Here is a 22,122-nt window from a genome sequence, read left to right on the forward strand (position 1 = left end):
TCAAGACTACCTTTTAGGAGGCAGTTTTGGCACGTGGCGATTTGAGCGATGCAGAGTGGCGGATCATCGAGCCACTTTTACCGAGGGAACGCGGGCGCAAGTCGCGCCCGTTGCATGATAATCGGTGCTTTTTGAACGGGATGCTTCACGTGCTGCGGGTCGGTTGTCCGTGGCGCGATATGCATGAGCGATACGGCAAGTGGAATTCAGTTTACGTGCGTTTCCGACGTTGGGCCGAGCAAGGCGTCTGGGATGCCTTACTCGAGACGCTCGTCGAGCTGGGCCTGACAGACGATTGGCAGCATATGATCGATAGCACGACAGTCCGGGGCCATTCACAGGCTGCCGGCGCTAGGGGGGGACTCATAAGGAGGCTTTTGGTCGATCACGCGGCGGCTTTACGACGAAAGTCCACGCCCGCGCAGACGGTCAAGGACGCCCTCTTGGCTTTATCCTGACAGGCGGCGAAGCCTCCGATTACAGTGCCGTTCCTGGCTTGCTCGCGCTGCCAGTGGGTCGGCCCCGCCGCATGCTTGCCGATAAGGGATACGATGCGGACGCCATCCGCGAGGAACTTCTGCTGCATGGCACTCGTCCGATCATTCCGCCGCGATCAACCCGGAAGAACCCGCCACCTTGCGACTACCGCGCTTACAAGGATCGCAATCGCATCGAACGCATGTTCAACCGAATGAAGCAGTTCCGTCGCATTGCCACGCGCTACGACAAAACCAAAACATCATACGCTGCTTTCCTCGCTATCGCCGCCGCTAAGATCTGGTTGCCATACTTTGTCAACATCGCCTAGTCAATCTTGATATCGCATCAGAGATTTCGCAGGATTCTTCAGGTCAATTGACCTTCTTATGTTACCTTCCAAATACCGCAGGACCGCAGTTTGTTTTTTGCCGCATGGATCCGTCCGACTGGTCATTGCGTTTCACGCCCCTGCCAGAAAAGCCAATGCCACTGCAATGGTTTAGCCCAAATGGCACTTATGCGCTTGCACCCTATTTGGGCTCGCTTGGTCGAACACCAACCAAGGATGAGATCAACAAGGCGTGTCGTCGGCATAAGGGCACCCTCGAACTCTGGCAAATAGATCAGCCCAAGCTGCTCACGCGTATCGAGACTAGAAAGGGAGTGCCGCCAGAGTTTGTTCAAAAGGTCGTCTGGGATGCCGATGGCTCCGGCTTCTGGACACAATTCGATCACTGGAAGAATCGCGAGAGAAGAGAGACCGAGTTCCGATGGCTCGGGCTTGATGGCACTTACTCTCCCGTCTTCAGCTTCGAACGCTTTAGTGGCAGGCTATCTCCCCCCGTTCATGAAATTGTTGATGTGTCGGATCTCCGACAGGTCGAAATACGCGTGTACTCAAATTCCGTCTATATTCGGCGGGATTGGCGGGAGGGCGAATCTTCATCCAAGCTGATCTACGAAAGTGAAGACGGCTTTCGTGAGAATACCGCTGTTTATCCGCCAGAAGCGCTAGTCAAACGCTTCCTAGCAAAATCCGAGTATCGGCATGTTGTCTCAGTCGAAGAGTTCTCGGAAGCTCCCATCGCGAACGCACTGCGAGCACTAGCCGATGACGTTCACGAGCGTTTGGCCGAACTTATTCAAGGGGATGTATTCGAGGTATCGTTCAAAGTCGGAAAGCGAACGATCACAGAAACGGCATTCTTCGAACGCTTGATAAAGGAGCCGTTGCCCGTCGTTCCGAACCTTCGATGTCTGCTGGTCAATTATCTTGCAGTTCAGCCTGCTGTCATAGAGGCGAAAAGAATTGGTCAGATATGGGGACCGGAGAACCAGGGAGCCCTTGCTCCCGCCATGCAGGCACTTTTGCTTCTTGACCCTAGCGCTCATGTCGTCTTTCGCGATTATCTCGCCAAACGGGATGGGGAGCACGAAGTCCATTCGACCGATGTCATCATGAAGCGCTACATCGAGAAATTCGGATGGCGCGACACGGCTATGATCTCTTTCGGCATCTACTTCGCACTGATTCGGCATAGAGACGGACGGATAGCGATGCGTGGCGAGCTTCTTGATGAATACGGCCTCCTTCGCGCGACTGCAAATATGAAAGAGCCGCACGAATTTGCCGCCCTGATCTCACAAGAGGTAGACCAATTCCTTACAAAGCCCGGACTGAGGCGCGGGTCCAAGGATGATCTTTATCGTGTACTCCAGCCCAGCCTGGAGACAACTGAATATGGTCGACGGGTGCTCTCGATTATTTCGGCTGAAATCGGGCTGACCTTCGAGAGAAGGACAGAAGAGCGTGGTTGGGATCCGGACCTTTTGAAGGCGATAGTTCAGCAAAGGGCTCACCGACAGCCCACTACCGTTTCGTGGTGGGGGCGGTTAGTTCAGAAGCTTACAACTTTGGTTCCGATGTCGCCTTTTTGATCCGTGGAGATCGGGCCCTGAAGACTTCGGAATTTTGAAGCTTCCTGAATCCACCCAAAATGATGCGAGAGCAGGAAATCCGAATTGCGACTCGCTTGTGGAGGCCATTTGCCCACGTTGCCGGGACGCGACGCACTTCGCGATAGCGTCTCCAAAATCCATCTTTCCAATGCTCGGGTACTGCTAGTCCGTTTCCCATGCGGCTGTCGACCGGGACCACACCTCGGACCTAATCGAATAGCCGTTTGTCTGGCAAAGGCGGCTGCTGCAACAACGCCGCCATCAGAGACGATATTGTCCAGAGAACGCCTATCACGCCGGACACAAAGCATAGTTGAGAGATGCCTGCCAAGAAATTAGCCCTGTTCGGCGCAATGAATTCGTACAGCCAGGGAATACCCGCGCCGACAAAGGGGGTTGCGATCCAGGCCAGCCATCTGACGCCGAGCCGAGCGGCGACATATTCAATTGGCGCGAAAATGAACACGGACATCCCGATTGCAGGCACCACGAGAAATAGGGCCACTACCCAGACCAGACCGCCACCTGCCAACGGAACGAGCACCAAGCCAAATAGCAATATGAGGGCTACTCGCCCGAAAAGTCCGCCAAGCGTCATGTTCGATCACCTCTCCTGCATCACTATTATCCCAGGTGGAGTTGCAATCGCATTTCGTGCACGCGTAAAATGCGAACGATCCGGCGAATGTTAGGGAGATCATAAGGCGTATGGGACTGTTCGACTTTCTAAAGCGCAGGAGAATGCCAGCTACAATCGAAGACGCCATTGCCTCTCAGGCAGCGGATTTTGTGAATGCGTTCTCTCGCCCCGGAGCACCCATCGATGGACCGAAACTCGATTACTCAGAAGACTCGTTGAACCTGGTGGATCAGGTCCTACAGGACTTCTACCAAAACCAGGCACAGCTCCCTGACGACCTGCATTTCGTAGCCTCTGCTTATGTTTTCGAGACTGCGCGACGTCGGTTTGGCGGACGCTATCTTCGCGGCGATCAAGACAACCCATTCGTGCTGGTTGTCGGCGAACCGGATTGTCGTATCGGCGTAATGGTAATGGGAAAAATCAGAGGCCGGACTACGAATGGACCGGAAGACAATATTCCATTCTTCTTTGCAGGGATCGCTCCGCTGGTTGAAAGGCGTAAGGACGCAACGCTCGAATAGGGAGCACTGCGCCACCCGATTTCGTGCCGACCGTGAAACGGATGTCAGCGAAGTTTCACAACACTCATCCCGCACGTACGCATCGGCACATAGCCGCTCGTCGCGACACATCTCATGGTTTTATGACTCTTCAAGGTTTCAGGTGTTAGCAATGAGGACCTGAACCTTTGATTGAGTGAAAAGATGAAACACATCGTATTCCTGCGTGTCCTTTCCTTCCTTGCGATATTCGCCATGTCGTGGACTTCTGCCTCAGCTGACCAGCTAGCCGATGAATTCAGAGCTTCCAAACTCAGTATCTACGGTACGGATTTTGGATACCTCGACAGGGAGAGCGTTAACGCAATGAAATCCAAGCAGTTGATGGTGAGCATTGGCGGCAAGTGGGTGATGCTTGACCAAATTGATGTAAATCAGGATAAGATTGAGAAGGCATGCAAAGAAAATGCGATAATATTTACAGTATTGGACGAATATTCTTTCTCTCGATGCTGGAGCAAAGAAGAAATTTCCGATGTATATGTAAACAAGGCAGGTAGTTTCTATAGCATAAGAGGAGCTTATAAAGCACGTATTGATGGTAGGATTGCTGCATTGGACGCTACCGGCAAATCCGTTCCCTCAAGAATAAAAGAACAAGCCGTTTCATCAATTTTGCGCTACGCAGACCGGGAAAGCGTTATGGTCCCGTACAGTCCAAACGTCTTATTGGAAATCAGCATGAGCGATGGCTTCCCACTACTTTACGGAAGGTGTTCAAAGTAGGCTGCGGCAACTGCTTTTCCCATGCGGCGAATGGTATTTTTCAAGGCGACTTCCATCCTTTGAAACGATTTCCCGATGGCGACGCCTTCACCATCGACCGCGAGGCGAGGTGCGGCGGACCTTGTGCATCCCTTTGTAATCCGACCGCCAAGTGAAACGCGGGTTCGACTTAAGTAGAACGGTGAGTGCGAAAAATTCTGGGAGCGTTTTGTGCGGAAAGTCGCAATGGGACGATGATCATCGTTGAAGGAACGTCCGATCTTCCCTTCGACCGCAGGCTTGTTGCAAAGGTATATGCTCCCGGCAAAGAAGTGCGAGAGGTTGCCGCCATCAAAGACAGGCCTCATCCGCCGTCTCTCGCGCTCACCTCGAACTAAGGATTTCTTTTAGTCGGAATGGACAAATTCAATCTGGAAGACGGTACCCTGGTTGAGATCAGTTGCCGAGCCACTTAGCCACGGCATCCGTGGCACGTCAAAATCCGAGAGGACGGTCTCTTCACCGAGCCTACTGCCCCACTTTCGATCCCAACCCATTTTGCCCAACCCGGGGCTCCATTCCGGCCAGTAACCGCTGAATATTGGCGCGGTGACGGGCGATCACGTATAGGCCACCTGCGACCACCAGTAGCCGGTAAGGTAGCGGTTGCTCGACTATGAAGACGACCACAACTGCGGTTAAAGCCGCGAAGATCGAGCTGAGAGAAACGATTCGAGAAGTCGCCAGCACAACAACCCAAACCGCCGCAGCACCTAAACCAACGGGCAAAGACATCGCCAACAATAGGCCCAGCCCCGTTGCAGCGGATTTGCCGCCAGTAAAATTCAACCAGATCGACCGCCCGTGTCCCAACAAGACCGCCAGGCCCGATAGGCAAACAGCCCACGGCACCAAGGTTTCCAAATCAAGCGTTGTCGGTGGCAGGACGAATGGCAACGTGGACAACCAAGGATAAAACCAGCGAGCAAAGAGAATTGCGGCGACGCCTTTCAGCACATCAACGAGAAGCACGACGAAGGCAGGCCATTTGCCCAGAGTTCGGAGTACATTCGTTGCCCCTGTGGATTTGGAACCATGCTCTCGGATATCGATTCCCCGAAGCAATTTCCCCAGGAGGTAGCCGGTCGGAACGGAACCCAAGAGATAAGCGATTATCAAACCAAGGGAACTTCCGATCCAAAACGTCATCAGGCCCACCTTCCCTCTAAGATTATCGCCATTTTGTTCCCCTTGTAGGCGCAAATTCCTCTGGCCAGCATCAAAGTCAAGCGCGTACGCCGCCGAAAAATAACCGCTGTGGGCTGTGTCTGTTGATTCAGGATGGCGATTGAGATCGGGAGGCGTTTCGTCCGACCAGACGGCTCAAAAGCAGCCAAACTAAAGCAAAAAGATAACCAATGGTTATGACTGCTGTTTCCAGCAGTACTGGAAGCAGCAAGAAACCATCGCCAGGACCTGGCTCCTCGTCGGCGGCTAACTTGGGCATTCCAACCAGGTAGAAGGTGTATACCGACACCAGTACCCAGAAAAACGCGAGCGTATGCGGCAGCCACTTCCGGCGCTCGGCAGCCCGAGCACGACGAAATGCCGCAATGGGCACGAGGATGTTCAGAACAAGAATCAGCGGCAGCGCTATAAGGGGCGGCAGAAGTGTGGGGTAATCTGGGTCATAGTACACAATTTTCTCCCTGCGGCTGCTCGTCCAGCTTGAGCTGTGCCACACGTAAGACAACGGTTCAACCTGCCTATCGTAGGCTCTGTCACTTCGGATCGAAGGCAAAGTGGAGAAAGTTATCCCATTGTTTACAGAGCGCTCGGTAGCAGCTTGGAGGCTCTCGCCTTTGTGCACCGTTCCGCCGGAAAGCAGTTCGTGAAAGGCACTATCGAGATCAATGAAACGCCCGTCGACGCCGCGAAGCACGAACTTTGGGAAGAGAGTGGGCTTGCCCCACTCTCTTGGCTGGCAGGCTCGACGAGGAACGAGACCCTTATTCGAGCTTGCGTAATGGCGGAGGGAAAGGTCCTCATCGGCGACGTCCTACCAAACTATGGCGACTGGTTCCGTTTCCATGGCTGAGGTTTTGCATGCTTCCAATAGATCGATGAGGCAATACGCTCTCAAATCGTCGGCACTGAATTTGTTGCGATAGTGATCCAAGCAGTCAGTAAACGGGGAAATCAAGTTCGCCGCGTCTTCTGGAGAAATCAAGATATGATCCCGAGCATCGTCGATTGAAGATATTATACTCCGGATGATCCTTGTAGTATCGACATTGCGAGCATGTGCGGTCACTTCGGCCAGGACTGTTTCGAACATGGTTCCCGATTTGTCATCGCCTACGAACGAACCGCAATAAATATTGATCCCGCCCATGATTGGCCTTCCAGATTGTGTAGTTGCATTAAGGCTTGGCAGGCTGCGGATCCGCTATTATCAAAGAGCAAGAATGAAGCCCGATCCGCTTTCGGCCAGCTACTGCTGCGGCTACCCCCTCATCGCATCCAACACGCCTCAGTCGGATGATTAGGACAGCGCCCATTCCATCAACGCGTTCTGTGCATGAAGTAGGAATTCCTTGGCCGGGCGGCTTTGGCAGGCTCGGTGTAACATGGCATCGGCCGCCACTTCCTTACCCCGCGCGACTGGAGGGCACGGCAGAAAGATCGCATCTTTTCGTCCGCTGTCGAGAAGAGAAGCCGTCACCTGGTAAGGCAAAAACTCGTTCTCTGTCCCGTCACTGGGCCAGGAATCTGTGACGATCACGTCGGCTTCCGAGACGTCGCGTATATCGGTGCTAGTCTGGAAATTCTCGTTCAGCAGGTCGGGATCGGTAACGTGCCAGCGTTCTGGATAAACCTGCGTGACGTGAATAGGCATGACCTTCGATGCCTCGACCCAAGATCGAAAGATGTTGGCATCCGCAGCAACTCCGACAACCTTCAGACCGTCCAATGTTCCTCTGACACTCTTGATATAGGCAAGATCGCCGAGCGTCTCACAGGGATGATTGGTCTTTGTTCGAGCATTGATGACAGGCGCTTCGGCTATGAAAGCAAGCTCTCGCAATGTGGCAAGCTCCTTCGTCCGGATGACAAGAAGGTCGAACCAGTTGTCGAGGTATCCAGCAAGATCGACGGTGATTTCGCGGACATTGAAGCTGATTGGAGACTGAACGCATATCCCGCCCATCGCCTTCGCGCCAAGATCGAACGCGGTCGTATTTCGCCATCCTGTGTCATCGACGACAACGCCAACACGCTTTCCCAGCAACGACTGTGGCATGGTGCGCTCGTGCCAATGCGTCGTAAGCTGGCCTGCTCGATCAATAACCACAAGGATGACGTGCAGCGGCAAGGAGTGTAGTTCAAGAAAATCCCTGTTCAGTGTAAGTTTCATAGTACTTCCGGGATGGAATTCGACGGGTTCCGAGTAATGGAGGTTCGGCGGCTACCTTAGGGAGTTTTATGCGCTGCGCAATGACCCCACCTTGCGTGTTCGGTCAAAGACTTAGCCTCCGCCCGGATTACGGCGATGGCGTTACCCCGTTTCGTCATGGTAGGCCTGCGTTGGTTCGGCAGGGCGAACCACAAGGAGACAGCTGCAATGAAGTGCCTTCGCATCTATGCCACTCCGGATGGCGAGTCACATTTCGACGAAGTTGAGTTGCCGACAACGAAGGTGTCGGTACATCCCGATGCCGTGCCGTTCGACGTTACGGCCAGTTACCCGGCGTCCCGCGTCCGCCTTACCCACATCCCCGCAGGCATGCGAGAGGTTGCTTGGCACAATGTCCCCGAGCCGGTGCTTACGGTTAGGCTGGATGGGTCGGTTGAATACGAGACGAGCGACGGAGAGGTGCGCCACGTACAGGCGGGCAGCTTTGTGTTGGTAGAGGATACGCACGGCAAGGGCCATCTGTCGCGCCATTCCCCAGCGGCGCAGACTGTCATCTGGATTTCGCTACCCAACGGACTTCAGTTGCCGCCCGCATAATCTGTCTGCCTGCTCGCGGCTCATGTCACTCGGTTGAATGATCACTCCTGGAGCAAGGTAGCCAAGAACGCTAGCACCACGGTCGGTGGCATCCGCTCCAGAATTCCTGAAGAATCTTGTACCTGCAATTGCGGCGCTGGACCTTCCGAGACGTCGTGGCGATGACCTTACGCTGCTAGCCCCATCTTTTGGCCAAATGGCCAAGGCAGAACCTCATCCCAAATAGAATGGGGAGCGTTTCCCTAAAGGGAAAGAGGACCAAGCCTGAATCAAACCAGCTTCGCCAAGCTATGTCGCATCGGGCTGAGGTAGCGGCCGACTGATCCACAGGTGATTTCCTCTCAAAGGTATTGAGCCTCGCGAGCACAGCTTTCGACCCGACGAAGGCTTCAGCTGAGCGCACTCGCGGCGGGCCATTGTTGGTGTTCAATTAGGCCGGGCCGTAACGATCCATATTGCGGCGGCAAGGCGTGTGCTGACTTGGTCGCCGAGACTCTCCAGAGCTTTTCGCAGCTTGGGCTCCACCGTAGACTGGATGGCCGGGTTCTCCCGGACAATTTTACCAAGCGGCCCTACTTTGAGCAGTACCCGCGTCATTGCTTCCACGTCACCACTGGTGACGAGTTCTTTGTGAGGTCTGACCTCAACGGCGTCGAACCCGGCGGTAGCGAGGACAGTTTGAACATACTGTGGGTCAGAAAGACTGAACGGTCTCTCGTCGGCGGCTTTAGGAAACCCCGCTGCCTCAAGCGGAAAGTGATCTAATTCGTTCTCGTGCAGAGCCTGCCAACAACAAAAGGCGAGCCGACCGTCAGGCTTCAGAATCCGGCGAAAATTCGAGAACGCAGCAACTGGGTCATTGAACGACATCACGCCAAAACGAGAAAATACGGCGTCGACGCTGTGAGACGGTAAATCAAGGATCTGAGCATCGGATTTGATCAGCGTCACATGACCAAGATGCGCGGTCCTTCGCGCGGCGACTTCGAGCAGCCGCCCAGCGATATCCACACCCAAAACGTGGCCGTTGCCCCCAACGCGCTCTGCCAGTTGCAGAAGTGTTTGCCCAGTGCCGCAGCCGACATCGAGCACCGTCTCGCCGTGAACCAGTTGCAACTCCTGCATGGCTATCAGCCCGAGCGAGGAAAACTGGCGATCAACGAGCTCGTATTCTTCAGCCCATGCCTTTGCGTGCAAATATTGGGGATCGGGTTCGATGGCGTTGTTATCCGTCATACCTGCATCCACATTTTCGTCGACGCTATCTTCAACGGCATGGCCATTTCAGCGGTAGAGCGTCGAGTTGCAGAACCAAGGAGAGTTGTCCTACCCAAGTTGAACAGGATTGCAAAGACTGCGGATGGCGCAATACCGAGAGTTTATCGCCTCCTCAGCCGACAGACATCTTCATTCCAGCGTCGCTATGAGGGCCACGATTGTTGAGTTCCGCGAGGTTTTGACCTTGAATGCCATTTTACGCCGACGCGCCTAGACAGATACAACGCCTTGAAAAGATAGATAGTTCGAATTCTCGGTAGGGTCGTTGCCAAACGCAAAACTGGGTTAAATCACCACGGAAATCAAAACGCACCGATATACGATAGCAGCTCCTCCGATTCTGACTAAATTGCGAACTGTCGTTTTGCCAGAGCATGTTTTGCAGCATTTGCTGCCCATCTGTCAGATAGGTCCTGACCTTCGATTTCGACCTCTGCGATCGGTGTCACGCGGATCAACGGAACCGAGCCGAAGGGCAACCCTTCGATCTGAGCACTATCATGGCTGAGAATGATCTGGGTCATTGGGCTGTGCTCGTCTGTCAGACGACAAAACAGAATTGCGCCGTATTTTTTTACGTCCCCTGCCACACCATAGCCATCCGCCACAAGATCTCCGATGCTGATCAGCAAACGCGCCCAATCATTGATTTTCTTGTCGTCCACCGTTGTGACATCGAACTCCATGAACAGTTCACATTCCACGCCATTTTCCTGTTCTGTTACCCCTGCCCACGGCGTGGAAAGCCCGTCGGTAGCAAGCGTTAAGCTTGAGCGAGTCCTAACGGCAATAACCCGGTGATGCGGTCCGAACCATTTCGTCTGGTTGTGGATATTGACTTCGCCTCGTTCAGCAGCAAAGTCGTTGGCCACTTCGCCACGCGCCTTCCAGAAATTAAGCCTCGCGACGGCGGCGGCCTCGTAAACCGGGCTATCAGGACCGCGCGGCACGATCGCTTCGTCGAATATTGTCTCGACCGTTACGCGTGCCCGCAAGAACGGCATTTTCTTCTTCGTCCAACGGACGATGACCTTGTTGAAAGGCTGTGTTTGCGATGTTTCGAGCTTCTCGACAACGTCCCTAATGATCTTGTGTGGAGCCGTGTAAACGGCAGCACCTTTGATGTTCTTGTAGGTGCCCGACTGCGAGGAAAATCCAGCTTGTGTCGTGGTAGCGACCCATTCTCCAATGACCGCCTCAGGTGGTGCCCTGTCTAAGATAGGGCGTAAATCCCTTATCGCATCAGAAATCGTATATCGCATCACACTGTTCCCGAATTTACTGCCTGTACTTTCTTTTTTGCCCGAAGGTTTTCACCATCCGAGCGCAGCTCTCATCAGCCTACGAGACGGTAGAGCGTCTGCAGTGAATTTGCTACTAACGGTACATGCGAAAAGAGCCCAACGTCACTCTCCTGCCCCTAGCGGAATTCGAACGCCAACGTTGGCTGCTGGAACTCCGTCTGAAGGCCGACCTCGGGGAGGAGGAACGAGCAGATGAAGTCACCGGCTCGCTCTATCATTTTACCGACGAACGCGGCCTGAGAGGAATAATTGAGGGCGAAAGCTTTTGGTGTACGGACTATCGACATTTGAACGATCCAACGGAACTCTTCCATGGGGTTGATGCGGCAATTTCGCTAGCCAAGTCGCTTCCTTGGCCGAGAACAGCGCAAACTGCCGAATTTCTGGATGTGCTTCTCGACCTGTTCAAAAGCGAAAACCTCGCCGCTGGTCATCTGCGATTTTTCATATGCAGCTTCAGTGAGCACCGTGATTATTTAGATCAATGGCGAGCATATGGTGATAATGGGCGCGGATTCGCGATTGGGCTGTCACCAAAGCTTTTTGCCGTCGAGGAGCGGATAGGACCGGCCAATGAAAGGGTCTTCGTAGGGCCTGTGCGCTATGAGCCAAAGGCGGTTCGCCGCCGTTACGCCCAATCACTACAACACGCGCTAGATACAATCGTTGCCGCCGCAGAGTCCGAATGGTTTCGTCAGCTGCCGCAGCCAGCTCGCCTCCTCTTCTATCGCGAGATTTCACTCGAACTCGCCGCAACAGCCTGGATATGGAACTCATTGACATCGAAACACGACGCCTACCAAGCCGAGCATGAGGTTCGCCTTGTGATGCTGGGCACGCCCGACGCGCTAAATCCATATATAAAAGCGAGAACGCGGGGCACCGAGACAATTCCCTATGTTCCATATCGAATGCCGCTCAAGGAAGACGGCTCCCTCATGGAAATTGTTATCGGGCCAACGGCCGATAATGATGCAGAACGGAGAATTAAGGAGATGCTCAGACACCTAAAGGTCGAAGGCGATGTGAGAATAATTCGGTCTACGATACCATACCGTTCCTTCTAATGGTTCGCGCCAATCGCCCCCTATAGGTGACGATACTTGCCGTTGTTGCGTAGATCGCGACCGGCTCTTCTGCAGCAGCTCTCGTCTTGGTATGACAGATCCCACAAACAAGAGAAACCTGAATGCCCTACGACTTTCTCGTCACCGGCCCTGAAGACGCCAAGATCACGATCGTTCTCGCTCATGGTGCGGGCGGTGCAATGGACACGACGTGGATGGAAAATATGTCCAAAGCGCTTTCCGAGAAAGGGCTACGGATCGTCCGGTTCGAGTTCGATTACATGTCGGAACGACGGTCTACCGGAAAACGGTCGCCGCCCCCTCGCGCCGAACTTTTGAGGCAGGAATACGAAGCCGTGACAGACGAACTCGCTTGGCAGGGAACGCTTGTGATCGCGGGGAAATCCATGGGCGGACGTGTGGCCAGCATGATCGCGGACAACCTCCGCGCCACCGGAAAGATCTCCGGACTGCTCTGCCTAGGCTACCCGTTTCATCCGATTGGAAAGCCGGACAGTTTGCGGACCGCTCATCTCGCAGAAATGAAGACACCTACCCTCATCTGCCAGGGGACGCGTGACCTATTCGGATCGCGAGAGGAGGTCTCCGGCTACAAACTGTCTAAAATGATCGAAGTTCTCTGGCTGGAAGATGGAGATCACGACTTTCGGCCGAGAAAGGCCGTCTCCGGACGGACGGCTGCAGCGCATGTCACGACTGTCGCCGATCACATAGCTGAATGGGTCTCTCAGCTACATTAGGCCCCGGAAACCCGTGTCGGAACGATGGAGCTTGGCCTTGACGGGTGATCGAGTAGCCGCACTTTACACTCGGGCAGCCGAAGGTAGCAGCCAATGAGGTCCCGTATGCCAAAACGTGCTAAGATGGAACCAAGTAAAATTGCATGGCCTGACGTAGAGGTCGGAGACTGGAGCGGCGAGTTTGCAAAACGCCCGTCCGGCTCCATCGGTCAGCACATTCAGCCCGGCCCCCCTCCAATGTCCGTAGAATTCACCTATCTCATCGTCGGTGCAGTTGTGCTCTCGCCACGCACAAAAATGCGGTGGCCTGCAGCCGTGTCGTTCTGGGTACGCACGCCATTTACCCCAGAGCGAGTTGAGGCTGGTTTTATGTTTAAGTCGGAGAACATACCCTCCTTCAACCTCGGGCTTGAGGTGACACGGCAGCAGTTCACTGAGACGGCGTGGCTCTTTAAGGAGAAACTGCTGAACAACTTGCATTTCACTGTTGGCCAAGGGCGCGACGACCATTGGCCAATTACCAGCTGGGGTGCCAGCTTTGAGTTATAGCTTGTTCGCAACGGCTGTTCGGCGGCATTGTCAGATATCGCATTCCGCCCATCTCCTTCTCAAAGCGCTGATTCAACCCGTGAAAAATGTGCCGTCGGCTGCTATAATCAGAGGCGGGCATCTTCTACTGGGAGGCAGCCACGTCCGGGAGAAAAGAACAAGGCCGCTCTAATATCGTCCCCATCCGAGGGTATCGCCTTCGCGCGAAACAGGGACGGCAATTTCGTGTCCTTCAGCGAGCCAATCGCCAGGTCACCTTGATGGCGGCGGCCGTTATTATCCTGTTCTTTGTGGCTATCGCAGTGCAAGCCGTACTCTCCTAATTTCCAGGTCTAGGACAGATCTAGGCTGTGAACTCATAAATCGTATTGGCCGCGATCGTTGACAGAATGAGCCAGTCTCCTCAATAGCTCAGATGGAGCCAATAGTTCGGCTCCGTTTCGAGGATTTTCATCAGCTCCAAGTATCTCGACCTTGCTTCAGAATCATCCGGTGCTGCGTTCCTCCACAGCGTGAAGTTGGCTGGCCTGAGAAGCTGGTCGCCCTCATAGTCGCGTATTTCGATGCTCGGCAAAGACGTTAAGATCGCGGCGATCATACGATCTGGTCCATGGCGTACGGCGTCCCATGCTGGATGTTCAAAACCTTCGATGGTTTCAACTACGATATTCAGGCTCATCTTTGTTTCCTGCTGCTGCATCCGCAGCATAAGCTGGTTCAACGTCCGTAAGGAAGAAGGCTTTCCTGTCGCTGTGAATTATAATCCAGGCTCCGCATGAACAGATATGACCTGACCGATTTCGAATGGCGCGTGATCGAGCCACTGTTGCCCCACAAGCCGCGTGGTGTGCCTCGTGTTGACGACCAAAAAGTCTTGAACGGCATTTTCTGGGTTTTGCGATCCGGTGCACCATGGCGCGACATGCCGGAACGATATGGCCCCTAGCCCACGATTCTCAATCTACTGAAACCATCTTCTCAAAAAGCTTTTGATCGAACTGGGTACGGGCTGACTTCCACGCGCCTTTTCCTGTTCAAACGGAACAACCGAAGGCGCAGATTCGACGGTTCTGTAGTATCCATATTCAGATGGCTCACCGTCATCAAAAGGTGACCAGCCGTATTCGGCCCGAAGCAATTCATCGACGACATAACTATTCACCATTGTATCGTCAGCAAGTATGCCGCTCGTTACGTGGCGGAAGAAACGTCGTTCGTCACCGTCTTCGAAACCTTCATCAATAATCTCCTGATCTGTTAAAATGGCCGGTTGCCATTTTTCTTCGACGGCGAGCGGTGTGCCGTTTTCGACGTGCCCTTCATGTACCGTGTACAATTTGCGTCGGAGTAGTTCCCCATGCGCAAAAGCGGAATATCCATACGAGCCACCAGAATCGTAAAGACAGAAGAAGATCATCCTATCGACGGTAGGGAACTCTCTCGAAAGCACATGGTAGGAAGTGAGGTCATTTTCGAATAAAAGATCATCAGCGACCGCCGCGTTCATAATACAAGTATGTTCATCCCCGAGATTTACGATGAAATCTCCCTTGTTTCTGGGGTCAAATCTCGGTTTTGTATCCGGATAGAACTTCCCTTCTATTTTCTCCAAACGGAGCGCAAAAGCTCTATTCAACATTGAAACGTCGAAATCCTTTATAGGATCGAAAATAACTCCACTTACTGCAATACCCATGTCATCTCCCTGCGCTTCGGAGCAACGTTGACCACCCGATCTTTTCTATAAACGACTTACGGAAGAGATCGGTAAACCGTATGTAGCTTTGCTCAGAAGCAAACGAGACAGTTAGCACCGGGGTTTGACGGGGACCTGGGCACGAAAACGGTGCGCCGGTCAGGGCCAGATCGCGTTGAGCAGCTCGGCGAAATGATGCCCACCCAAAGCCAACTGCTGAGCCTGAATGTCCGCAATTTTTTGAGCATACGGGCTCGCTTTTGCATCGACCGGCCAATGGTGCGGTCCGGTTTCTGGCTCGACTTTTAAGACTTCTAAATTTGCTCTAGCGGCATCGATCGTCTGCGATGCCCATATGGCGGCCCAGTCGTTCAGCGATCCCACGGTTGGAGCAATATCGGATGCAGGTACGGATTTTGCCCTCGTAATTGTTGCGTCCGAAACGTCATCCCAGATCGAATGAAGGTTTTTTGATGCGACGAACATAAAGTTCCCTCCCCGCGTGAACGCTGGATCAGAATCGTCGCCTGACGTCGCGGGCGTTTCGTGTCCATCACCGTCAAGATAAATCGCGCCGACGTGCAGCGGCTGATGAAGATCTCCGACCAGATGTGCGAGCATCAACAAACCTTCGCGTTGATCCATGCTATCGGCGAATGGTTTAGGCGCACGGTTTCCTTGGAGGACCGCAATCGCCGCGTCAATCGCCTGGACTACGTCGTGATCGTTGGTTCCCGGCTCACCCAACTTATAGGCCGGGTTCACGGATGAGATATCGACGTCAGCGAAGTGGTATTGATCGTGGCATGGGTTTCCATCGCTCCAGGGGGTACAGTTGTCCCAGTTCTTTTCGGCGAAGGCGACCATCTGCTGCTCTGCATCAGCGGTCCAGAAAACGGAACAACCTTCGGCGTAACGCTGGTCCTCGACGTAATGCAGTGAACCCTTCGAGCCCTTGATGTCCTTTACGCAATCAAGCCACGGCCCGGCCTGTTCCAAACTCATCCCGATGAGGGATGCGACCATTGCCCTGGCGTGCGGATTGAGATTCGAGTCTGCAATCGCTCCGACGGCCTGATGCCCCTTGGCCCCCCAGGCGAACGCATGTGCAGGCAAGATCACCAAAAGCAATGCGAATATGGAGGTAAGTGGGCGCATGTCAGGTCCTCTTCAATGTGTCACGAGGAGATCTAGCCAGACTTTCTCAACGCTCGTATGAAAATCTCGAAACTCGATAGCCACTTTTGCGAGCATACTTCGATTATGTGGTTTTGGGAAATGGTCCAGACCACCGAAGTGCAAAGACTAGAATTTTAGCGAATCCCTTATCGGGACAGCAATTCCGGTTTGCTAGGTCAAAAATACAACCTCATCTTGGTACTCCCGTGTCGATTGAAGTTATCGAAGAGACTGTAAACGAACGCAGCGCATCGGCGCGCGATCGCTACAACGCGTGGTTCAGCCAAGTCGATCGCGAGACACTGAGCGACGCCAAGAAGAAGATCATGCGTACTCGTGCGAGGATGACTAAAGCGATGTTCGAAATGTTCGAAATCGCGGAAGCTTTCAGAGCTGAAAGCGGCATCCCAGCACAGCATATAGATACCTGGCTGCACGAGGAATGCGGCCTTGAACACGACCAGATTTCGGTCGCTCAGGCGCACAAGAAAATGTCCGAGGAGGCCCAGGCGACTATCCGCGTTCGTTGCGTTCCTTTCGAAACATTGAAGGCGCTAAGCCGGGCGGGTGGCAAGACACAAAGAGAAGCTCTCCTTAGGATTGAGGACGGTCAAGTCATTGATGCCACGGAAATTCGGCTAATCTCGAAGAAATTGGCAAACCGCGCGGCTTCCGACTGGAGAGAAAACTTCAAGCTTCGCAAAAGGATGGTCGACCGGGCGGTCCGCCAACAAGGAACGCTTGCGATAAGGGAACTGGAAGATGTCGTTGGGCGCCTTCATGATCGCCTATCGGAATATGTCAACAAACGCAACCGGCGCGCTTCCGCCGAAGGGAACGAGGGTCTAAGAGGCGGTGGCCCAGATATTACATGGATTATACAGGATGCTCGGGACGCGTGTGATTTGTTTACGGCGCTCTTTCCTGGACCTTATGGAGCCGAAGAAGATATCGGAACTCTGCTCATCGACGATTTCGAGAACGGTGTGAAGTCAGCCTGTTTCTATGCCCTGGATGATTTAGCCAACGGTGACTTCTATGTGGAAGACGGCATCCTAAAACTCGGATGCGAGATCAGTCCCGGCACAGTCACTACTTTCCTCTCCCGGAACAAAGCGCACGGCAACCAGCTTACCCGCTTTAGTGTTAGACCGGTAAAGACGCTCCAGGCCATCGAGTTGTGCGCCGGTGCGGGCGGAGAAGCAATCGGCTTGTGCGCCTCCGGCTTCGAGCCGGTGCTGCTCGTCGATAATGGTCTGCGTGCAAGCCAGACGCTGAAGGCTAATCGGCCAGACTGGAACGTCAGCCGCCTAAACCTGAAGACCTGCAATATCGAGGAAGAGTTTGCGAAGTACAATGGCAAGGTTGACCTAGTTTCGGGCGGGGTGCCCTGCCAGCCCCTTTCCAGAGCCGGATCGCGGGAAGGCGAATTGGACAAGCGCAATCTGTTTAACGAGGCCATCGAAATTGTCGGTGCCGTGCGACCACGCGCATTCTTTTTCGAGAATGTGACCGGCTTAAATGACGATGACCACATTAAAATGCGGCTTGGAAACTACAGTCAGCTGAAAGATCTTGGCTATTTTATCAGCACGTTTGTAATCAACGCGCTGGATTGGGGACTTCCGCAGAACCGCGAACGGGTCATCACCTACGGTTTTGCAAGAAGCCACGATTTTGCTGCCTTCGATGTGCCCACGCCGGTCGACGGACTCTCGCAAGCAACATTTGAGACGGTTGCAGATGTTCTGTTCCCCTATTTATCAGGTGCACCCTGGTGCAAGCCAGACGGCGAGGAATTCAGCGAAGAGGCACAGGAGCAGTACGATCGCTGGGCGAACGCGTGGCTTGGCGAATATAAGGCCAGGCACACGCCCACTGTTGTGAACTGGCCGATCCGCCGCAAACCAATATTGAAGCAGTGGGAAGAACGAGGGATTGCGTTCAACGACCTTAGGCCAAGTCCCCCACGCCCCGGCGAAATAACGAAAGCCGATATCAAAAAGCCTTTGGTGCCAATCACGATATCGCTGCTCAAACGACTACAGGGTATTCCCGACGATTGGGAGTTTGCGCCCGATGCAGGCTTGGCGGCACAAGCGCGCTTGATAGGGAATGCATTCCCGCCAGTGCTTGCGAGAATGATCGGTCATCGGATCCATGCTGTTCTTTCCGGTGAAGAAATCAGTCTCGACGAGGCAATGAAAGACCAGGTTCGAAAACCAATGGCGAGAGCAGCGCCGGACGGAACGGTGCAATTTCCCAATGATCCCCGCCGACAAAAGGCAGAGGAGTCTCGCCAACGTCTGAGGGAGCGAAACCGAGCGATAGCGGAAGAATATTACGCCAGCTTCGAACTTAGTGATAAAGATCGATACCATCTGGACGATGGCGACGACGACCATCCTGACGATTCGAGCGTCGAGCAACTCGAACGCGTCGGAGCAAGCATGAGAAGGGCGTTCGAACGAAAGCGGACCGAAGCCGATATTAAATTCGACGCTTCAGGCTTGGAGAGTATTCGAGCCCGTAATGCTTAGCGATCAAGGCTCCGATTTCCCAGGTTGAACGCGCAGGCGCTTCGCCGACCGCCATGTCGTCGACGTAGAGCTTCGCCGTCTTCCCAAATTCCATCCTGTATTGGCGCTTTTCGCGGTCTCTGAACGCGAAGCTTTCGACGCCATTGGCATCTCGTTGGGCTGCAATGTGCGCGCCGAATTTAGTCGACGTCACTTCCTTGATGATCTTGTAGGCTTTGGCGAACTCGACGTTCTCGGTACGACATTGCTGAGGCACGTTTTCAGGAATAGGTGTTTCGACGATTTTCTCCGCGAGACAATCGATGATCGCGCGCAGCGACAGGTCTCCAAGTTCGATTCTTACGCTGTCGTCGGCGTGTTCGAGGCAAAGCCAGTCATTGTCACCGAAGTAAATCGGCGTGGCCTTGCAAATATCCATCTCGGCCCGGGTCCATCTGGCCTCCTTTGATCTTGCGACTGTCCTGGTCGGAAAGCTGACGGTCACGGGGCTTTCCCGTCCCTCGTATCGGTCGATGAAACGGATAACGGTACAATCGCTGATATCGCACACGTCAATTTCCAACCCCCTTGCCCGAAGAACTGGCGCGAGCGCTTCAAGCTCCTTGAGCCTTGGAGCGAGGTAAGCCTCTGCGTCTTTCGCCCGCCTGGCTTCCACTCGACTTTTGAGATTTTCAAGCACCCTGGTCATCCGCAGTCTCCAGTTTCTTGGAATGCCCGAAGAGTGAGAGGATTGAATGCAAGGAACTACCGAAGTCGGCATACCCGTCGCACGACAGCAGCTGTTAACCATAAACTAAGAAATCTATTAAAATTCTTGGTAAATGTCCCGAAATGGTGCAGTTTTGACGCATTGTAAGCGCTCGGAGGGCGTCGACGTGTCAGAGATACGAATATCCCGTTAACTCTCGGGAGACGACGCAAAAGCCGGATTCCGGCCACCAAGGGTATTTGCCGCCCCCTCCCGGCTCGATCATCAAAATGATCCCTCGGTTGGAGCTTTCAATGACGCGCTTCAAATTCGACTTCATGATTGATCTGAATGGCGACGACATGCTGTTTCGACAGCACTCGATATCGTCAGATGTTTCTTAGCCAATCCCTGAGAATCTTGCAGTCCGAACCCTGTCCGAACCCTGTCCGAACCCTGTCCGGCAGCGGTTTTTCGGCTGGGCACCCTGACGCGGTCGGTTTTTTGAGCCATGTAATTGCTCAGGCGAAGAAAAGATCGTGAGAAGATGATGGCAAAAATCAAAAATGCAAACACAGACAAAATCGCGCCTATGCTGCTGACCGCAACAGAGACTGCGGCACGTCAGTCACCGAAGTTGGCGATGAATCGAATAGAAGACCTCTTCGATGGCCGGACCTGGCAGCCACTTGGCGCGCCGGAAGATGTCTACATCGATAATAGATCGGCCTTCATAAGCAATGCCGTCGAAGAGCTGGTCTCGGCGCTGAGCTCTTAACCCTTCGCAAAATTGAACTGGAGTTTGCTGTGCGTACACAGAACCCTTTCGCATGCCGTTTTTTCGGCGACCGTCGCACTTCCTGTGAGGCGTCGCTCGCCGATATCGATTATCAAGACCTCCAAGCGCTCCTCAAACCTTTGATCGCTGAAGCTTTCCCCTCCTCACAGCGTGTCGAAATTTGGCAGAAGCTTTGTGCCGCTTTCGAGGCGGAACAAGCTGCGGCGCGACGCTGCTCAACACTTAGAGATTTGCGGCGGAACCTTACTGGTCTGTCCGGCCGTCGGATCGACAAATGGCGGCGCGAATTCTGCGGCACTTCGCAGATTGTCATCTCGCGCGGGCTCACTGCCCGTCTTGGAAATTCGGCTGCTGTGGCGGTGAAATTAGCACCGGTGTGGCGATGCTAGGCCACGAGCATGAAACTCGCTCTCGCGTAGTGCCAACCGGCTAACCCGCGCGAGCCTCCCCTTTATCCCGTCTGCCGAGCTCTTGGGTCACCCAGAGCTATGGCGAAGCTATGCCTTCAATTGTGGAAACTCAACTCATGGTTACCTCCGACGCAAGCAAGCGCTTTTCCACTTATCTCGTTGCAAAAAAATCCTCGCCCAGAAATGTCGAGCACGACCGACCCGTCTTCGATTCCAGCAAAGTCTGGGAGAGCACAGGCTATCAGATCATTGAGAACACCTGGGCTCCGATTGCTGCAGAACGCAAGTTTGCCAAGCTTAGCTCCATTCCGTTCGTCGTTCTGAAGGAAACTAGAGCTGCCACTCCCCGTCACGCGTCCTCGCGTCGCTAGTCGGAGGCAGCTCTATGTCCAGCCTAATTTTCGGGAAAGAAGTCGCACGCATGCTTCGCCGCAAAACGGCACGGCTCGGCTTTCTTGACGATCGTCCTTCGCTCCACGGCAAGCGCTATGTCCCTCCGCCCATCGTGGCCCGGAGGGACCTACAATGTCGCCCCGGCGGACCGAGGCGGGTTGTTGGTTCTTCTTTGAAAAACCTCCGCAAGGCGTGAGCCAGCCACACGGAACGCCGAAACGTCGTGAAATCGGTTTGTTCGCAGAAGCGTCACGCGGGCGCAGTCGTGTCCGTGAGCGGAAACTTACCTCCTACATGCGTGAAACGGAGTTCCGAATGCGTCCCGAACACTTCATCAAGCAGCATATGCTTAACCGCCAAAACGGCATCGAGGTAGATTTCAGTATTCCTGACGCAACTGTTTGGGCAAATCCGACGTCGCCGCGCGGCTACGCGCCTGTACTGCCGTCGCTTGGCAACCGTAAGCCATCGCCGAAGTCGCCCTTCAACTATCGTGGCAATCAGCCGAGCCTCGACGGCCAACGCATCATGTATTTCGAGAGCTCCGTCGAGCTGAAGGCTGGGCGCATCTTTCGCGCATCACGCGACGTCCAGGAGTTGCGGGAGCAGTGGCCAACGGTTGACTACCTCGGCCACGACGGCCAGCGGCATAAACATACGTTCGACTACTGGGTTCGGCGCGCAGATGGCAAGCGGGTCGCGATCGCTGCCAAACCGTTCGAGAGACTTCTGGAGCTCGGCACCTTACGCATTCTCAGACAAATCCAGCGGATGGGCATTCCCCAGTATGCTGACTCTGTCAGCGTCGTCACAGAAGCGTTCGCGAATGACGACGACGACGCCAATGCCGGTTGGATCCTCGTATCCCGTGAGAATTACAATGAGGGCGAGTACCTCGCTGCACGGGAGCTTGTAACCAACATCACGGGTGCCGTCCGCTTCTGGGACCTACTTCGTGGGGCTCCCATCCCCGGCCATCGCCGAACGGCAATCTGGAACCTTATCGACGAGGGGCTTCTGCAGCCCCTCGAACGGGGTCGCATCACTGACGTCTCACTTCTCGTCCCTGCTAAGACCAACGAGGTCACGCCATGAA

The 22,122-nt window shown here is 54.1% G+C and carries 24 protein-coding genes and 2 pseudogenes; 15 read left to right on the forward strand and 11 right to left on the reverse strand.

The annotated features are described in order from the left end of the window. The first annotated feature begins 26 nt into the window (after positions 1–26). A pseudogene (locus GA0061102_RS34015) lies at positions 27–808 on the forward strand (IS5 family transposase). Between the two features lie 104 nt (positions 809–912). Continuing rightward, positions 913–2,418 carry a hypothetical protein gene (locus GA0061102_RS03985; RefSeq protein WP_139115022.1) on the forward strand — a complete coding sequence of 502 codons (1,506 nt, stop codon included), beginning with the start codon at positions 913–915 and terminating at the stop codon, positions 2,416–2,418. A gap of 229 nt (positions 2,419–2,647) precedes the next feature. Here the strand turns inward: GA0061102_RS03985 and GA0061102_RS03990 are convergent, their stop codons facing one another. Beyond that, positions 2,648–3,037 carry a hypothetical protein gene (locus GA0061102_RS03990; protein WP_092844275.1) on the reverse strand — a complete coding sequence of 130 codons (390 nt, stop codon included), beginning with the start codon at positions 3,035–3,037 and terminating at the stop codon, positions 2,648–2,650. A gap of 110 nt (positions 3,038–3,147) precedes the next feature. On the opposite strand from GA0061102_RS03990, the gene GA0061102_RS03995 reads away from it, so the two are divergent. Together GA0061102_RS03995 and GA0061102_RS04000 are read left to right on the forward strand one after the other, a co-directional pair. Continuing rightward, positions 3,148–3,603 (forward strand): hypothetical protein, encoded by a 456-nt coding sequence (locus tag GA0061102_RS03995; protein ID WP_092844277.1) that lies wholly within the window; start codon positions 3,148–3,150, stop codon positions 3,601–3,603. A 183-nt stretch (positions 3,604–3,786) separates the two neighbouring features. Then, entirely contained in the window at positions 3,787–4,368 is a 582-nt protein-coding gene (locus GA0061102_RS04000; protein ID WP_092844279.1) for a hypothetical protein, read from the forward strand. Here GA0061102_RS04000 and GA0061102_RS32515 read toward each other — a convergent pair. From GA0061102_RS32515 to GA0061102_RS32520, 3 genes are all read right to left on the reverse strand, one after another. Further along, the gene (locus tag GA0061102_RS32515; RefSeq protein ID WP_139115023.1) at positions 4,347–4,715 is read right to left on the reverse strand and encodes a hypothetical protein; all 369 of its coding nucleotides are present in this window, start codon (positions 4,713–4,715) and stop codon (positions 4,347–4,349) included. The two genes, GA0061102_RS04000 and GA0061102_RS32515, sit on opposite strands and share 22 nt — an antisense overlap. A 160-nt stretch (positions 4,716–4,875) precedes the next feature. Next, complete coding sequence (gene plsY, locus GA0061102_RS04005; protein WP_092844281.1) at positions 4,876–5,556, reverse strand: glycerol-3-phosphate 1-O-acyltransferase PlsY; 681 nt, start codon at positions 5,554–5,556, stop codon at positions 4,876–4,878. Between the two features lie 127 nt (positions 5,557–5,683). Then, a complete protein-coding gene (locus tag GA0061102_RS32520) occupies positions 5,684–6,046 on the reverse strand; it encodes a hypothetical protein (RefSeq protein ID WP_139115024.1) in 363 nt (120 codons plus the stop codon). A 165-nt stretch (positions 6,047–6,211) separates the two neighbouring features. Here GA0061102_RS32520 and GA0061102_RS32525 point away from each other — a divergent pair, with 165 nt between their 5' ends. Further along, positions 6,212–6,445 (forward strand): NUDIX domain-containing protein, encoded by a 234-nt coding sequence (locus GA0061102_RS32525; RefSeq protein WP_280949790.1) that lies wholly within the window; start codon positions 6,212–6,214, stop codon positions 6,443–6,445. A gap of 447 nt (positions 6,446–6,892) precedes the next feature. Here GA0061102_RS32525 and GA0061102_RS04020 read toward each other — a convergent pair whose 3' ends face one another. Next, positions 6,893–7,765, reverse strand: coding sequence for a Rossmann-fold NAD(P)-binding domain-containing protein (locus GA0061102_RS04020; RefSeq protein ID WP_092844287.1), 873 nt, complete (start codon positions 7,763–7,765; stop codon positions 6,893–6,895). Positions 7,766–7,972: 207 nt separating this feature from the next. Between GA0061102_RS04020 and GA0061102_RS04025 the strand changes: the two genes are divergently transcribed. Beyond that, positions 7,973–8,362 (forward strand): cupin domain-containing protein, encoded by a 390-nt coding sequence (locus GA0061102_RS04025; RefSeq protein ID WP_092844759.1) that lies wholly within the window; start codon positions 7,973–7,975, stop codon positions 8,360–8,362. Positions 8,363–8,788: 426 nt separating this feature from the next. Here the strand turns inward: GA0061102_RS04025 and GA0061102_RS04030 are convergent, their stop codons facing one another. Further along, positions 8,789–9,598 carry a class I SAM-dependent methyltransferase gene (locus tag GA0061102_RS04030; RefSeq protein WP_092844289.1) on the reverse strand — a complete coding sequence of 270 codons (810 nt, stop codon included), beginning with the start codon at positions 9,596–9,598 and terminating at the stop codon, positions 8,789–8,791. A gap of 386 nt (positions 9,599–9,984) precedes the next feature. Then, positions 9,985–10,905: a hypothetical protein gene (locus GA0061102_RS04035; protein WP_092844291.1), complete on the reverse strand. Its 921-nt coding sequence runs from the start codon at positions 10,903–10,905 to the stop codon at positions 9,985–9,987. 122 nt (positions 10,906–11,027) lie between these two features. On the opposite strand from GA0061102_RS04035, the gene GA0061102_RS04040 reads away from it, so the two are divergent. The 3 genes from GA0061102_RS04040 (at position 11,028) to GA0061102_RS04050 (ending at position 13,321) form a co-directional block, all read left to right on the forward strand. Then, complete coding sequence (locus GA0061102_RS04040) at positions 11,028–12,011, forward strand: DUF2971 domain-containing protein (RefSeq protein ID WP_092844293.1); 984 nt, start codon at positions 11,028–11,030, stop codon at positions 12,009–12,011. Between the two features lie 122 nt (positions 12,012–12,133). Continuing rightward, positions 12,134–12,772, forward strand: coding sequence for an alpha/beta family hydrolase (locus GA0061102_RS04045; protein ID WP_092844295.1), 639 nt, complete (start codon positions 12,134–12,136; stop codon positions 12,770–12,772). A 105-nt stretch (positions 12,773–12,877) separates the two neighbouring features. Continuing rightward, positions 12,878–13,321, forward strand: a complete 444-nt coding sequence (locus GA0061102_RS04050) for a hypothetical protein (RefSeq protein WP_092844297.1) — start codon at positions 12,878–12,880, stop codon at positions 13,319–13,321. 403 nt (positions 13,322–13,724) lie between these two features. Here GA0061102_RS04050 and GA0061102_RS04055 read toward each other — a convergent pair whose 3' ends face one another. Next, positions 13,725–14,000, reverse strand: a complete 276-nt coding sequence (locus GA0061102_RS04055) for a hypothetical protein (protein ID WP_139115026.1) — start codon at positions 13,998–14,000, stop codon at positions 13,725–13,727. A gap of 96 nt (positions 14,001–14,096) precedes the next feature. Here GA0061102_RS04055 and GA0061102_RS04060 point away from each other — a divergent pair. After that, a pseudogene (locus tag GA0061102_RS04060) lies at positions 14,097–14,264 on the forward strand (transposase); the annotation flags it as partial. Positions 14,265–14,282: 18 nt separating this feature from the next. Here GA0061102_RS04060 and GA0061102_RS04065 read toward each other — a convergent pair. Together GA0061102_RS04065 and GA0061102_RS04070 are read right to left on the reverse strand one after the other, a co-directional pair. Beyond that, positions 14,283–15,017 (reverse strand): hypothetical protein, encoded by a 735-nt coding sequence (locus tag GA0061102_RS04065; protein WP_092844301.1) that lies wholly within the window; start codon positions 15,015–15,017, stop codon positions 14,283–14,285. A 159-nt stretch (positions 15,018–15,176) separates the two neighbouring features. Beyond that, entirely contained in the window at positions 15,177–16,175 is a 999-nt protein-coding gene (locus GA0061102_RS04070) for a S1/P1 nuclease (protein WP_092844303.1), read from the reverse strand. 227 nt (positions 16,176–16,402) lie between these two features. On the opposite strand from GA0061102_RS04070, the gene GA0061102_RS04075 reads away from it, so the two are divergent. Then, positions 16,403–18,736: a DNA cytosine methyltransferase gene (locus GA0061102_RS04075; RefSeq protein ID WP_092844305.1), complete on the forward strand. Its 2,334-nt coding sequence runs from the start codon at positions 16,403–16,405 to the stop codon at positions 18,734–18,736. On the opposite strand, the gene GA0061102_RS04080 is transcribed toward GA0061102_RS04075, so the two are convergent. Continuing rightward, positions 18,687–19,424 (reverse strand): hypothetical protein, encoded by a 738-nt coding sequence (locus GA0061102_RS04080; protein ID WP_092844307.1) that lies wholly within the window; start codon positions 19,422–19,424, stop codon positions 18,687–18,689. The two genes, GA0061102_RS04075 and GA0061102_RS04080, sit on opposite strands and share 50 nt — an antisense overlap. A 547-nt stretch (positions 19,425–19,971) precedes the next feature. Here GA0061102_RS04080 and GA0061102_RS04085 point away from each other — a divergent pair. The 4 genes from GA0061102_RS04085 to GA0061102_RS04095 all read left to right on the forward strand — a co-directional run bounded on the left by GA0061102_RS04085 (position 19,972) and on the right by GA0061102_RS04095 (position 22,121). Then, positions 19,972–20,202: a hypothetical protein gene (locus GA0061102_RS04085; protein WP_139115027.1), complete on the forward strand. Its 231-nt coding sequence runs from the start codon at positions 19,972–19,974 to the stop codon at positions 20,200–20,202. Between the two features lie 29 nt (positions 20,203–20,231). Next, a complete protein-coding gene (locus tag GA0061102_RS32530; RefSeq protein ID WP_139115028.1) occupies positions 20,232–20,612 on the forward strand; it encodes a hypothetical protein in 381 nt (126 codons plus the stop codon). 137 nt (positions 20,613–20,749) lie between these two features. Beyond that, the gene (locus GA0061102_RS04090) at positions 20,750–21,004 is read left to right on the forward strand and encodes a hypothetical protein (protein WP_092844311.1); all 255 of its coding nucleotides are present in this window, start codon (positions 20,750–20,752) and stop codon (positions 21,002–21,004) included. A gap of 337 nt (positions 21,005–21,341) precedes the next feature. Next, a complete protein-coding gene (locus GA0061102_RS04095; RefSeq protein ID WP_139115029.1) occupies positions 21,342–22,121 on the forward strand; it encodes a hypothetical protein in 780 nt (259 codons plus the stop codon). The last annotated feature ends 1 nt before the right edge of the window (position 22,122 follow it).

It is taken from the genome of Martinezella miluonensis (assembly GCF_900094545.1).
Taxonomy (GTDB): Bacteria; Pseudomonadota; Alphaproteobacteria; order Rhizobiales; family Rhizobiaceae; genus Rhizobium; species Rhizobium miluonense.